This window comes from Bacillus mojavensis, assembly GCF_012648005.1.
Classification (GTDB): Bacteria; Bacillota; Bacilli; order Bacillales; family Bacillaceae; genus Bacillus; species Bacillus mojavensis.
The window spans coordinates 387,490-402,739 of the sequence record NZ_CP051464.1 but is presented as its reverse complement, the minus strand read 5'-3'; the positions used below and the strand labels follow the sequence as shown (position 1 = coordinate 402,739).

General features: G+C 48.7%; 6 protein-coding genes and 1 pseudogene. 2 read left to right on the top strand and 5 right to left on the bottom strand.

What is annotated here, in order from left to right; translation table 11 throughout:
• Positions 1-49 precede the first annotated feature (49 nt).
• Together HC660_RS02020 and HC660_RS02015 are read left to right on the top strand one after the other, a co-directional pair.
• Positions 50-991 (top strand): DMT family transporter, encoded by a 942-nt coding sequence (locus HC660_RS02020; RefSeq protein WP_168746916.1) that lies wholly within the window; start codon positions 50-52, stop codon positions 989-991.
• A 49-nt stretch (positions 992-1,040) separates the two neighbouring features.
• Positions 1,041-1,580, top strand: coding sequence for a YcxB family protein (locus HC660_RS02015; protein ID WP_168746915.1), 540 nt, complete (start codon positions 1,041-1,043; stop codon positions 1,578-1,580).
• Positions 1,581-1,659: 79 nt separating this feature from the next.
• Here the strand turns inward: HC660_RS02015 and HC660_RS02010 are convergent, their stop codons facing one another.
• The 5 genes and pseudogenes from HC660_RS02010 to comS form a co-directional block, all read right to left on the bottom strand.
• On the bottom strand, positions 1,660-2,904 hold the full coding sequence (locus HC660_RS02010) for an MFS transporter (protein ID WP_168746914.1): 1,245 nt from the start codon (positions 2,902-2,904) through the stop codon (positions 1,660-1,662).
• Between the two features lie 104 nt (positions 2,905-3,008).
• Positions 3,009-3,737 carry a surfactin biosynthesis thioesterase SrfAD gene (gene srfAD / locus HC660_RS02005; protein ID WP_168746913.1) on the bottom strand — a complete coding sequence of 243 codons (729 nt, stop codon included), beginning with the start codon at positions 3,735-3,737 and terminating at the stop codon, positions 3,009-3,011.
• A gap of 27 nt (positions 3,738-3,764) precedes the next feature.
• The gene (gene srfAC, locus HC660_RS02000; protein WP_168746912.1) at positions 3,765-7,592 is read right to left on the bottom strand and encodes a surfactin non-ribosomal peptide synthetase SrfAC; all 3,828 of its coding nucleotides are present in this window, start codon (positions 7,590-7,592) and stop codon (positions 3,765-3,767) included.
• Positions 7,593-7,629: 37 nt separating this feature from the next.
• Positions 7,630-15,162, bottom strand: a pseudogene (srfAB, locus tag HC660_RS20965) (surfactin non-ribosomal peptide synthetase SrfAB); the annotation flags it as partial.
• The gene (gene comS, locus HC660_RS21430) at positions 15,108-15,248 is read right to left on the bottom strand and encodes a competence protein ComS (protein WP_229150297.1); all 141 of its coding nucleotides are present in this window, start codon (positions 15,246-15,248) and stop codon (positions 15,108-15,110) included. The gene comS and the pseudogene srfAB, both read right to left, overlap by 55 nt.
• Positions 15,249-15,250: the final 2 nt, after the last annotated feature.

Sequence of the window (15,250 nt, the reverse complement as noted above, 5' to 3'; positions counted from 1 at the left end):
TAAAAGGGAGCGGCCGGCTCTATTATTTATATAAAGGAGCACTTCCTGTATGTATAAAAATCAGCAAACCTCAGCTTATCTTGCAGCGTTGTTAAATGCATTGATTATCGGCTTATCCTTTCTTTTCGTGAAGATCGCCCTGCAATCGGCAGAACCGTTTGATATTCTTGCACATCGGTTTACCCTTGCGTTTGCAGCAGCTACTATCCCTGTCTTATTCGGATGGGTGAAGCTGTCCATCCGTTTAAAAGATGTAATGGCCATTTTGCCGCTCGCCCTGCTGTATCCGGCGCTGTTTTTCAGCTTTCAGGCATTCGGCCTGGTGTACTCGTCATCCTCTGAAGCCGGGATCATTCAGGCATCCATTCCGATTTTTACAATGGTCTTTGCCGCTTATTTTTTAAAAGAGCGATCGACGTGGGCTCAAAAAGGGTTCACCGTGTTATCAGTTGCAGGCGTCATGTTTATTTTTGTGATGAAGGGCGTGAACGTGGAATCGGCCAGCCTAAAGGGGTCTGTACTCATTCTATTGTCCGCGCTGTCTTCAGCTATGTACAATACCGCCGCAAGAAAAATGACACAGCGTTTCCGGCTGATGGAGCTTACCTACATCATGTCAGCGATCGGATTTGTCGTCTTCAATGCCATCGCTTTGGTGCGTCACGGTGCTTCCGGAACGGTCGGCACTTACTTCCATCCATTCAGGGAGCCCGGCTTTATCCTCGCGATTGTGTATTTGGGCGTGTTATCTTCGCTCGTGACTTCGTTTATGTCCAACTATGCGCTGTCCCGGATTGAGGCGTTTAAAATGAGCGCTTTTAATCATTTGTCCACCATCGTGACGATGATTGCCGGAGTTGTGATTCTGAACGAAAGCCTGGCCTGGTACCACCTTGCTGGTGCGGTTTGTATTATCATCGGCGTGCTGGGAAGCAATGCCGGTCTCCGAAAAAGAAAGCAAACCGAAAAAACCATTTCTATGAACAGATGAGATGTTATGTTAGAGTTGAAGGAAAAATGGTTTGAGGTGCAGTGTAAGAATGATTCAGCACAGTGTCTTCCTAGAGGGAGCCATATCATTACAAGATATGAGATGTTACTTTTTATACCGGCAAAGAATATCAGCATTGTTTTCTTTTATTTATATTTTTCTTTTATCTTTATTGGTGTATTCACTTTATGGATTTCCGTTTACCGTTTATGACAGCGAAACACTTGAAGAGATATATAATGGTATTTTCATAGCGATTCTATCTTTGATCTTTACATTGCTTTTGATTGCTTTTCATTATATGCGGCTGCGTACCAGCTATAAGAACAATACACGGCTAAAACGCAAAAGGACATATACCATGAACCGGCAAGGCATCCAAATTCAATCCAAAAACGATGTTACGTTGTTTGAATGGGATGAAATAAGGGCAGTTGCAGAATATAAACACTTATTCTCTATCAAAACTTCTAGTCACCAGGTCATCTTAGTTCCTAAACGTTTTTTTGTATTCGAAAATGAGCTCCACTCATTCAGACAGCTTGTAAAAGAACATGTACGTGCCAAAAAAGGAAAACGACAAACTTAAAAGAGGGTGTTCCCTCTTTTATTTAATGAGATATTTTATCTTCTTTCCATCGAGTAACATTCTCTTCAGCTAATGGAGATTAATTTTCAACACTCTCTTCGTTATGAAAATGCTTGTTTTTTTTGATTGGCACCAGCTCCAATAATGCTGATAAACATACCAGCACCAAACACACAACCATAATCAGCAAATAATTATGATTCATATCAAAAAACAACCCGCCCACATACACACTGAGAGCGCCGGCGATTTGATGGATAAAGAAATTGATGCCTAGGAGCGAGCCGATAAGCCCGGTTTGAAAGCTTTCAGAAATGGACGCAGCGGTCAGCGGGATCACGCCTGTGTAGCTGAGCCCGAATAACAGCGTAAAGCCCAAGTACCAAAGCTCACTGTTATGAATGCCGAGCGCGGGAATGAGCAGGCAGATCAAGCTAATGAGACGAATGAAAAACAAAATGGAGAGCATCACGCTTCTGCTGCCAAGCAAATCTGACAGCCAGCCTGCCAATAATCCCCCAATGATAATAAACGCCCCGAACGCAGCCATCATTCCGTTGATATGAGAGACATGCGCATCCTCCAGCATGGGAACGAGATGAGCATCAATGATTCCCATTGTAAATCCGCACGTAAATACGCCGAAGTACAGGATATGAATGAGGCGGGACTGTTTTAACACCTTCCAAAATCCTTGCCAGTCATAAGATTTTTTCATGGACTGTCCTTGGACATTGGGCGGGTGCTTCATTCCGAAGGCCAAAAGAGGAAGCAGAACAGCAGCTAAGAAAATGCCCAATATCGTATACGTAGTTTGCCAGCCTGCATAGTAAGGAGCTGCAGCCCAAACTGGTGACAGCAGCAGCAAACCGGCTGAATTTGCATTGGTTAAAATGGCGAGCGCCAAGCCTTTATGCGTGTCAAACCAGCGGCTGATAAAATACTGTGTCGTCACGCCAACCGCGCAGGAATAGCCAATTCCGCCGAGCACACCGTAGATCACGGAAAATATATGGACATTCGGCGAATGCGGGAGCGCCAAAAAGCTTGCGCTGATACAGATGGCGCCGATCCCCATAATCTTTCTGACGCTGAACCGGTCAAGAAAAAAGCCGACAAAAAACTGAACGACACCCGTCGTGATCATAAAAATGCTGACGGAAGCCGAAATCAGCGACCTTTCGGCGTGAAAGGTCGCTGCCATCGGGAGCATAAAAAATTGAAAGGAATTTCTGAATGAGTTCATTCCGATGGCGAAGACAAACGTGAACAGCAATACAAACCATTTCATCTTAGGAGACGCGTGAAGGATGTGCCGAGACATTTTTTCCTGACCTGCCTTTATTTGAGTATTGCGACTATTATATCATGAAAAAATTTACATTCTATATCAAAAAAGCGAACAGCACAGCGCTGTTCGCTTCTTCATCAGGAACTGGAAATCGGATGCTGATTCAAAATCGCAAATATCCGTTCCGCCACTTCCTCCGTATGTGACAGCAGAAACATATGCCCGCCGTCAAATTCATGGAACGTGGTATGGTTCGCCCACTTCTTCCAGCCTTCCGCATCCCGGATGCATTTTTCGTCATCCAGTCCGTTAAAGACATGGACCGGCGATTGGATCGGTGTCATGTCGTAAAGTTCGAATTGTTCAAGCGCACGGTAATCCGATCTGAACGAAGGCAGGAAAAATGACATGACTTCCTTGTTTTCAACGAGCTCTGCGGGCATTCCGCCTAATTTCATAATATGATTGAGAAATTGATCATCAGGCAAATGCGATACTTTTTTCCGTTGAATATGCGGCGGCTGAATCGCAGAGATAATCACGGCCTGCGGAAAAATGCCTTCACGCTCCAGTTTTTGCGCCAGCCTGAAGGTGATCATGCCGCCCATGCTATGCCCGAACAGCACAAACGGCCGATCTGAATTCAAATGTAATTCTTGCTTGTACAAATCAGTCAGCTGCTCGAGATCCTCAACGGCTGACGTCTGATTCGTGCCGTGCCCCGGCGGTTCAGCTGCGAGCATTTCACACTCTCCCTGTAAAAAAGCATGGAGAGGGCGAAATGAAGCCGAGTAGCCGCCGGCAAACGGAAAACAGATGAGCTGCGTTTTTTCCGACGCATCAAATGATTTGAACAGTTGGCTCATTGGCCGGCTCCCCCTTTCATCGCTTCCTTAAGAAAGCGTTATGGTTTGTTTATTTAGAAATTCGCGCAAAATCCCGGCATTCCTATCAAGACATTCGCCCTGCAGCATTTCGGCGTGTGTTCCGAAGCCTTTTTTCACCCGGTAAGCGCCCGTTGTCGCCTCTTCCCACGATGAAAGCCATTCGGGCATTTCAAAGTCAAGATCAGAGGTCAGCAAATCAATGTCCGCTTTTACTTGGCCCGAGCTGATCAGGTTGACGTAGTATGAGTAGAAGGCATGTGTTTTTTTCTTGAGCCCCTGCTTGACGGCTTCACTATTGAGCGCTTCATTGTCCCGATTTACATTCATCAGTGCTTCGACATCGTTTTCGACCGTGCGTCCGTCCAGATCACTGACGCCTTGTTTTTTATAGGAATCCACCATGATGATCCGCTGTACGGTGCGTCCTTGCTCTTCAAGTTTTTTAGCGGCTTCAAACGCCAGGCTGCACCCTGCTGAATAACCGAACAGTGTCACAGGCCCTTCCGGCTGAAGCTCCTTGATCAGAGCGGCATACCGGTCAAGACGGTTTTCCTCTTCAATAAAGTCAAAGGCGCACAGCTTGTATGACGGCAAGTGCTTGGCCAGGTTCTGATACATTAAGCCATATCCCAATACCGGAGGAAACGCGAAAATGATGTCATCCTGTTCCGGATTCATGATGGTTACGTCCTGAAGTCCTTCTGAGCCCCCGTTTTTCAGGTATGCAGAAATGCCGGCAATCGTCGGCGCTTCAAACAAAAGCTTCACCGGAAGGTCAATTCCGAGCTCTTTTTTGATGCGAGAAGCGGCTGTCATCGCCTTTAAGGAATGACCGCCATGCTCGAAGAAATCGTCGTGGATGCTGACTTGCTTTCTCCCGAGAATCTCGGACCAGATTTGTGCAATTGTTTCTTCCGTTTCATCTCGAGGCCCAATCCATTCTTGCGATATCTGATCTGGCTCCGGTTTTGGCAGCAGACGTTTATTGACTTTTCCGTTTGTTGTTAAAGGAAGCTCGTCCAAGAACGTAAATGTCTGCGGCACCATATAAGCAGGAAGCTGTTTTTTCAGATGTGCCTTAACGTCTTCTGCTGAAAGCTGCGTCCGGTTCACGAGGTAGGCGTTGATGGATGCGTCGCCAGACTCGTGGCGGTCCACTACGACAACCGCGTCTTTTACCCCGGGATATTCCTGCAGCTGCTTTTCGATTTCTTCCAGCTCGATCCGGTGCCCACGTATTTTCACTTGGTCATCAATACGGCCGGCGTATTCAATCGTTCCGTCAGGCAGCCAGCGAGCGAGATCCCCAGTGCGGTAAAGTGTTTCTCCGGGTTTGAACGGGTTGGCGGTAAATTTCTGCTTTGTCAGCTCGTCACGGTTAACATAGCCTTTTGATACGCCCATTCCGCTGATGCATAGTTCACCGACCGCTCCGAACGGCTGGAGCTGATTTGATTCATTGAGAATATAAACACTCGCATTGCTAATCGGCTTTCCGATCGGCAGAGAGGAGAGAGTTCTCGGAATCTCGTGCACAACGTGAGCCGTTGCAAACACCGTGCCCTCAGTCGGGCCGTAGCAGTTAATCAGCTTGCCCGGACCCATTATTTTCAGCGCTTTCCTGACGTGAGGCACAGACGCGCGTTCTCCTCCGAATAACACACAGCGAAGCCCCTTCAGCCAATCCTCTCCCGCATCTGTGAGAAGATTAAATAAAGCTGTGGTCGCAAACATGACGCTGACATTCTCTTGGCGGATGAGACTCGTGAGACGCTCTGGATCAAGCAGTGTATTTTCATCAGCAATAATCAGTCTTGCTCCATTCAGAATGGAAGCGTAGAAATCAAAGGTAAATGCGTCAAAAGCGTAATTCGATACAGATAAGAACGTGTCTTTTTCAGAAAACGTCATGTAGTCAACGTGCTTCACTAATCCTTGAATATTGGCATGCGTCGTGATATTTCCCTTTGGTTTTCCGGTTGTGCCTGATGTATACATGATATACGCCGCATCATCAGGTGCAATCACGGTTTCAGGATCGCTTGCGTCTTCTTCAAAACGGATGGAATCATCAATGATGAGTGTTTGGCCTGTAAACGGCAGCTGATTCGCTTGCTCTTTCATCTCCTGATGTGTAAGCAGACATGCCGCCCCGCTGTCGGTCAGCATATATGAAATTCGGTCATTCGGAAGCTTAGGGTCAACCGGTACATAAGCCGCTCCCGCCTTTAACACACCGAGAATCCCAATCACCAGTTCCAGCGAGCGCTTTGTGTACAATGCAACAACAGAGCCTTTGCCAGCACCTTGCTTTTGTAAACGGTGTGCGAGGCGGTTCGTTTCCTCGTCTAATTCGTGATAGGACAGCGTTCGGCCTGCAAATGTGAGCGCCGGTGCACTTGGATTGACGTCCACCGCCTCCTTGAACCAATCTGTCAGAGGTTTTGGCTCACACGTTTGAGGTGTCGGATTTAAGCCGTTAAGCAAGTACTCTTTTTCTTTTTCGTCAATGAAATCAATGGTGTTGACAGGCTGATCCGGATGCTGAATGAGCTGCTGAATCGCTGTGAGAAGCTGGGATTTTAAGCGCAGCATAAACGCTTCATCAAACACATTCTCATTATAGGCAAGCTTGATCAGCATTTCGTCACCCGGGGAGGCCATCAAATTGAGATCGTAATTCGACTTCTCAAATACATGAACATCCTCCATATCGAATCCGTTTTGACCGCTTTCTTCATTGCTTGCATCCTGAAGCGGATAATTTTCAAACACGATGATGTGGTCAATCAATTTCGGCTGGTTGGCCTGGCTTTGGATATCATAAAGCGGCACATATTGATGCGGTTCTGACTCAAGTGACTGTTCCTGAAGCTGCTTGAGCAAACCGTTGAATGTCATGTTTTCAGCCAATTTCACTCTTCTAGGAACAACGTTGATAAACAGGCCGACCATATGTTCAACGCCTTTGATTTCCGCGGGACGCCCGGAAACGACTGTACCGAAGGTCAAATCGTCAGACCGCTGATAACGGCTGAGCAGTACGCTCCAGACTGCCTGCAAAGCGGTACTCAAAGTGGTGTGCTGAGATTTCGCAAGCTCTGTAAAAGCTTTTGTTTCCGCTTCCGGCAGTGAGAAGAGCAGTTCTTTCGGCTCGTATCCTTCCTTTTGTTTCTTTCTTTGCTCCGCAAACGTCGTCTGTCCTTCAAAGTCTTCCAAATACTCGCGCCAGTAGCGGAGCGATGCTTGTTTATCCTGCTTTTCAAGCCACTTGATATATTCCTTATACGGTTTGACAGGCGGCAGACTGTACGGCTTTTGTTCACGCAGGGCGTTGTATACCTTAAACAGATCCTGCACGACGATGCCGAAGCACCATCCGTCCAAAATAATGTGGTGGTAGCTCCACACCCATTCAAAGCTGTTGTCAGCTTTTTTGAAGATGGCTGCCCTCATCGGAATATCCCGCGTTAAATCAAAGCCTTTGATCTTATCCTGTGCTTTGTATTCATTGATTTTGTCCGTTTGTTCACTTTCGGATAAATGTGTCAGATCCATTTCTTCTATATGAAATTGACGTTTTTTTAATACGACTTGAACGGGCCTTTTTACTTTTTCGTGAATGAACACGGTACGAAATACATCGTACCGGTCCATGATGACATTCATGCTTTCTTCAAGGCATTTGATATTGAAGTCGCCCTTTACTTTCATCGTAATTTGTTCAAGGTAAAAGCTCTGGCCGGGATTCAGGATGCTATGAAACAGCATCCCCTCCTGCATCGGCGATAGGTAATACATATCTTGAACCTGATCTTTGCTAAATTGACTCATATGTTTCGCTCCCGCCTTCTGTAATTCCCTTGCATGTTTATTTCAAATTCTCCTCAAGCATGTCAAAGATATCGCCCATCTCATCCATTTCAAGGTCTCCCGCACTGAAGTCGCTCGGTGTGAATTCCTTGTCCTCTTTTTCCGTACAATGGCGGATGATCAGGAGGAGATTTTCTTTAAACCGCTCCATTTGTGCTTCGACCGTTGCTCTTTCATATTCCTTCTCATTGTAGGAGCAAGAAAGAACAAAACGTCCGTTACGGATCATGCCGCTGAAGCTTAAAGCGTACAGGGCTTCTGATTCTTCGCTCACTTGGCGTCCCATATCGAAAGCGGACGGTTCAAAGAAATCCGTTTTCACTTCACTGTCGAATTGGCCTAAATAGTTAAAGCTGATTTCCGGTGTGAAGCCTCGCGCTCCCGCTTGTTCTGTAAAGTAGCGGAGAATGCCGTATCCGACGCCTTTGTCCGGAACGCGGCGCAGGTTTTCTTTGACTGCTTTGATGACCGCTGAGACATCTGTTTCAGACATGTCGAGCACAACAGGATATTGTGCCGTAAACCAGCCAACCGTTCTGGAGATGTTCACATTCGGGATGATGTCTTCCCGTCCGTGCCCCTCAAGATTGATGCCGATTTTGACACCATCTGTCCATTCTTTCATCGTTAATCCGAGCGCGCTGAGAAGAATATCATTGATCTCGGTTCCATATGGCTGATGAACATCTGTTAAGAGGTGTTTAGTGTCTTCCTCATTTAATTCACAGATGACGGATGAGGTATGTTTGACAATCCGCTCCTCTGTTTCATCATCCTTCGGAACAGCAGAAACCTCTTCAGCGTCAATTTGCGCCCAGTATTCAGCCTGCTGCAAAAGGTGTGCTGATTGGCTGAATGCCGCCAATTCTTCCGCCCAATCCTTGAAAGAGTTCGTTTTTTGCGGGAAGACGATTTGCTCTTCTTTCTCCGCCTGCATGTAGCCTGATGCAAAGTCTTCAAGTAAAATCCGCCAAGATACGCCGTCGACCACGAGATGGTGTACAGCGATGAGCAGGTGATCCCCTGCTTCCGTGCGGTATAGCTCCCCTTTCAGAAGCGGTCCGTTTTGCAGGTCGAGACTGCTTTGCAGACTGTCAGCAAGAACCTTAATCTGGCTTTTCAGCATATCTTCATCTGAGCCGTACAGATCAACGATTTCAAAGCTGACCTCGCACTCGTCTATTCGTTTATACGCTTGAATGATGTCGCCATTTTCTTCACGGTAGACCATGCGGAGCGCGTCATGATGCTCAATCAGTGCCTGCAATGTCTTTTCAATCCGTTCAGGATCAAAGCCCTTCGCGGCATGAAGCATAACCGACTGGTTCCAGTGATGTTTGTTCGTGAAGTTCTTTTCAAAGAACCAGCGCTGAATCGGCGTCAGGATAACTTCGCCCTCCACAGGGCCTTGGTCTGCCTGTTTGCCTTCGGCACGTTCCACGTATTGGGTAAGCTCTTCGATCGTCGGGTGCTGGAAGAGATCCTTCATTTCCAGTTTCCAGCCGTGCTGGTTCAAGCGGCTCGCCATCTGGATGCCTTTAATGGAATCTCCGCCGAGCGAGAAGAAATTGTCGCTGATACCGACTTCAGAAATACCGAGCACGTCCTGCCAAATGCCGGCAAGCAGCTCTTCCATGTCAGTGGACGGCGCTTTGTATTCTCCGCTTCCTGTTTCAATATCCGGCTCCGGCAGTGCTTTGCGGTCTACTTTGCCGTTTGCGGTAACCGGAAGCTCGTTCAACGTCACCCAGAACGCCGGGATCATGTAGTCCGGCAGGGTTTCCTTGAGCGCTGACTTCAGCGCTTCTGTGTCGACAGTTTCCGGTGTGACATATGCGGCAATTGCGGTATTGCCCGCTTTATCCTTCACAGCTGTCACTGCCGCGTCCTGAACCTGAGAAAGCTGGGCCAGCTGCACTTCGATTTCTGACAGCTCGATTCGGTAGCCGCGAACCTTGACCTGCTGGTCGATCCGGCCGATGTATTCGATGCCGCCGCCCGTCCATTTCACCAAGTCGCCCGTTTTGTACATGCGTTCACCCGGCACAAACGGATCTGAGACAAACCGCTTCGCGGTTTCGTCTTCCCTGTTCAGATAGCCGCGCGCCAGTCCACGTCCCGCCACACAAAGCTCTCCGGCCACGCCTTCCGGCTGAACCTGATGGCCCTCGCCGAGAATGTACACTCTCGTATTGGCGATCGCTTGCCCGATAGAAAGCGAGCCTTCCTCCGGATTGATCTCTGTGCTTGTCGCAACGACGGTGTTTTCGGTTGGCCCATAGTTGTTGATGAGTTTGTACGGCTGTTTGACCGCACGCTTCAGCTTGTCCCCTCCGGTCAAGAGCACGCGGAGTGACGTGTTCTCAAGCTCCATGAACTGTTCCGCCAGCTGCGTTGGCAGGAAGGTGATCGTCACGCCGTTTGTTTCGAAATAGTCATTCAGACGGGTGATATCAAGGCGAATCGCTTCATCAATGACGTGAAGCTCAGCGCCGATCGTCCAGGTCGGGAACATCTCCCAAATGGAAGCGTCGAACCCGAAGCCCGCGTACTTCGCACTGCGGTCCTCCGCTGTCATGCCGAACGCGTCATGATGCCAGAAGCACAGGTTGACTAGCGCATGGTGCTCGATCATAACACCCTTCGGCTGTCCGGTCGTTCCTGACGTATAAATCATATAAGCAAGGTGATCCGCGGTTGTGTCGGTCTGCGGATTTTCCTCATCGTTTTCATCAAGCGGCAGACTCAGGATCGTCCGGTTGCCGTCAAGAAGAATGACCTCGCCCGTATAGCTGTCCGGCACTGTGATGCCTTCCTGTTTCAAGAGAAGCTTCGCACCGCTGTCCTGTAGGATATATTCAATCCGCTGATCCGGATAGTCAGGGTCAATCGGCACAAATGCCGCTCCCGCCTTCAGGACACCAAGCACCGCGGCGGACATTTCAAGCGACGGCTTCGTCAGAATGCCGACGCGCTCATCCGCGCTGATGCCGCAGTCGATCAAAATCCGCGCCAGACGGTTCGCCTTCGCATTCAGCTCGCCGTACGTCCATGACTGCCCGTTATACGTGACAGCCGGGCGATCCTTGTGGCGCTGAACGGTTTTTTCAAATAGCTGATGAACCGTTTTGTCTGTCGGCACAGGCAGTGTTTTTCCTTTCCAGGCCTCCAGAAGCGTTTGTTTTTCTGTCTCGTTGACGAGCGACAGGCTGGAAAGCGGCTGGTTTGGATTTTCTGCCACAGCCTGCAATAAGCGGAGGACATATTCGCTCCATTTCTCAGCTGTTTCTCTTGAGAATAGATCCGTCGCATATTCCAGCTGCAGACCGATGCCGTTTTCGTCAGTGAAACCGCCTAATGTCAGATCAAACTTCGATGTTCCCTGATGGGCCTCATAAGGTGAAATCGTGAGATCTTGCAGCTCAAGCTGTTCTTTATCAGGATTTTCTGTCGTAACCATCACATTAAACAATGGATTTCGGCTCATATCCCGAGGAAGGTCTAACTGGTTGACCAGATCTTCAAACGGATACTCCTGATGCTCAAGCGCTGACAGATTCGTCTCCTTTGCTTGCTCCAGAAGCTCTGTAAATGTCTGCTTTTCTCCTGCTTCCATTCTCAGTGCAAGCGTATTGACGAACATCCCCGGCATGTTTTGCACGTCGGCATTCGTGCGGCCTGCTGTAACCGAGCCGATCACGATATCCCGCTGTCCGGAGATTTTGCTTAAAAAGACATGGAAGACGGTGTGAAGCACCATATGCAAAGTCGTTCCCGTTTCTGCGAGCAGTTTTTCAATCGCCTTTGCCGTCCCGCTTCCCGCGCGGAAACGGACAGTATCCCCTTCAAAGCTTTGAACAGGCGGTCGGGTGTAATCAAGCGGAAGGTCAAGCTCCGGCAGTTCGCCTGAGAGAACTGATAGCCAGTATTGCTCATGCTCCTTCATCCGTTCTTTCTGTCCGGCTTCATTTTGCCAAACAGCGAAATCCTTGTAATGAAGCTTCGGCTCCGGAAGCTGTTCGCCTTTATAAAGCAGTGCCAATTCTTTAACGAAAATACCTCTTGATACACCATCCGCGATAATGTGATGCATATCCAATAGAAGCAGATGTTTTTGGTCTGCAATTCGGAGTAATGCCGCGCGAATGAGCGGAGCGCCGCTTAAGTCGAATGGCCTGATAAATTCCTTAATCTTCTGTTCCGCCTCGCCCTCTTTTGCATCAAATACATGAAGATCAATTGATGCCTCCTCAACAATGCGCTGGACAGGCTCTCCGTCTGCTTCCGTAAATGACGTGCGCAATGATTCATGACGGTTTACGAGCTGGTTAAGTGATTCTCTCAGGCGCGAAATGTGAAGCTCGCCTTCCATCAGAAGAACCGATGGCATATTATAGCTGATCGTCTGCCGGTCAAGCTGATTGAGCACGTACATCCGTTTCTGCGCGGATGACAATGGATACACATCCTGTTTGTCAGCCGGCTTTAACATGTGATAGCCGCCTGATGCTGCCGATTCCTCCATGTAAGCCGCCAGCTGGCGTACAGTCGGCTGCTCGAACAGCGCTTTAAGCGGCACGGTTTTCTCCAATTCCGCCTGTATATTGGCGATGAGCATCATTCCTTTTAGTGAATGGCCGCCTAAATCGAAGAAATTGTCATCGATTCCGACCGCTTCAATGCCGAGTGTTTTCTGCCAGATGCGGCAAAGGCTTTCTTCAAGCGCTGTTTCCGGAGCAGCTGACGCCTCATATCCGGATTGCGCCGCGTTCGGCTTCGGCAATGCGTTTCTGTCGGTTTTCCCGTTTGCCGTGAGCGGGATGACATCTACCTGCACGAAGAAGGCAGGGATCATATGAGACGGCAGTATTTGTGAAAGCTGTTTCCGGAGCTCTGCTTTTTCAATGGCTTGATCCGCCGTATAATACGCGCAAAGCTCTTGAAGCCCGCCCTCAGAAACCGCAAGCACTACCGCTTCTCGAATGTCGCTGAGGCTAAGCATGACCGTTTCAATTTCTTTCGGCTCTATGCGGTAGCCACGGATTTTCACCTGATCATCAGCCCGGCCGATAAATTCAACCGTACCGTCCGCCAGTCTCCGGACGACATCTCCGGTCTTGTACATCAGGCTCCCCGGCGCATACGGGTTTTCAACGAATTTCTCGGATGTGAGCTGAGGACGGCTGAGATATCCTCTGGCAAGCCCCTGTCCTGTGATATATAACTGACCGCTCGCTCCCGGAGGCACAAGCTTCAATGACTCATTTAAGACAAGTGCGCCGGTATTGGCAATCGGCCGTCCGATTGTCGGCCGTTTCGCGAATGTGCCAGGTTCAGTCAGGTCAATCCGTCCGGCAATGGCGCCGATTGTTGCTTCGGTCGGACCGTAGTGATTGATAAATTCGGTATGCCGATATACTTTGCTGAACGCTAGAACATCAGCAGGGATAATCTTTTCTCCTCCCAACACAATCAAGCGCAGGGATTCAAAATGCGGCTCCTTTGTAAAGCTGGCCGTGTTCACCATCGTATGGAACAGGGACGGTGTCAGCTTGATATACGTGATGCCGTGCTCCTTGATATAACGGCCAATCTGATCGGGCGCCGTATAGGTTTCTTTCGGCACAATGTGAAGCTCACCGCCTGCTTGGAGCACAGGGAAAATGCTTGTATAACCCAAGTCGAATGCGTAAGACGAAAGCAAGACAGACTTATCCGTTTTTGTCAGGCCCGCCTCTTTGCTAAACCAAGAAACATAGTTTGTCAGATTGCGATGCTCAATCTGCACACCCTTCGGCTTCCCGGTCGTGCCGGATGTGTAAATGATATATGCAAGATTCTGAGGCCCAGACATCAATTCCGGACGCTCCTTGTTTTCATTCCGCCAATCCGCTTGATCGATATTGATCGTGGTTCCTTGATATTGCCCTATGGCAGTCATATTTCTTTCATTCACGACTGTAAATCTCGCACCGCTGTCTTCTAATGAATAGCGGATTCGTTCCTCAGGCGTATCCGGATCAATCGGAAGGAAAGCGGCTCCCGCCTTCATGATCCCAAGAACAGCTGTCATTAGGTCAGCTGAACGATCCATGACAACGGCTACGATGTCTTCACTTCCTGCCCCGTGCGCGCGCAAATGATGCGCCAGCTGGTTCGCCTGTTCATCAAGCTCACGATAGGTCAGCTGGTTTCCGCCAGAAATGACAGCCGGATCATCAGGTGTTTGCTGCACCTGTTTTTCGAAAAGTGATACAAACGTGTCTTCGCCAGAATGAGTGGTTTGTTTTTTCTCTTCAAGCAAAGCTGCCGTTTCAGCCGGTGAAAGAATCTCCAAATCAGACAGCCGTACGTTCGGATTAACCGCAGCTGCTTTGATCAAATTGACAAAGTGGCTGCTCCAGCGGCGGATTGTCTCGTCCTTAAATAAGGCAGTTGCGTAGTCAAAGCTTAAACCGATTTCTTCTTCACGTTCGACAGCTTCCAAGGACAGATCAAATTTCGCCACGTGATGTAGCATAGAATAGGAAGAAATCTTCAAATCTCCTAATTTCAAAGAAGGAATCTCCATGTTCTGCATGTTGAACATAACGCTGAACAGCGGGCTACGGCTTGTGTCCCTTGTGAGCGGCAGCTTTTCAATCAATTCCTCAAGCGGATAGCTTTGGTGCTCGAATGCTTGAAGACTGACCGTTTTGACTTCGTCTAGGAATTGCGCAAAGGTTTTGTCCCCCGCAGGCGCTGTCCGTAATGCCACCGTGTTGACAAACATACCCGGCACACCTTGCAAATCAGGATGTGTTCTGCCCGCAGTCGGTGAGCCGACGATGATGTCATCCTGTGACGCATACTTAGAGAGCAATACATGAAATGCGGCTAAAAGGAACATGTACATTGTTGTGTCTGTTTCTGACAGCAGCGATTTGATTTGAGCCGTGATTTGTTTATCAAGCCCGAACATGACGCGCTCACCGGAAAAGCTCCGTTCTGCAGGCCGCGGGAAATCCGCCGGAAGGTCAAGAACCGGCAGCTCGCCTTTAAACGTATCCAGCCAGTATGCTTCATCTTTTTGATGATCCGCATGTTCTTTTTGCCAGACAGCGTAATCCTTATAGTGAATCTGCGGGAGCTCCAGATCTGCGCCTTGATAGATTTTGGCGAGATCGCCGATGAGAATGCCAGTCGAGCTGCCGTCCGTAATGATATGATGCATATCAATGAGCAGCAGATGGCGTTCTTCTTCAAGCTGGACAAGCTTCGAACGGACGAGCGGCGCGCGGTTTAACTCAAACGGCTGAACAAACGATTTGATCAGCTCTTCCGCGTCTTCTTCCCGTCCCTTGGCAGCCTCCAGCTGGAACGATATGTTTTTATGAACGGTCTGTACGACTTCTCCGTCTATCATGTCAAACGACGTACGGAGAATTTCGTGCCGATCGATTAATTGCTGAATCGCATGTTCAAGCCGGTCTTTGTTTACTTCTCCCTCCAGCAAAAGTACAGCAGGGACGTTGTAGCTTGTGCTTGCTTGTCCAAGCTGATTGAGGATGTACATTCTCCGCTGGGCCGGGGATACAGGATAATGCTGCTGATAAGGTGCTTGCCTGATCGGTTCAAAC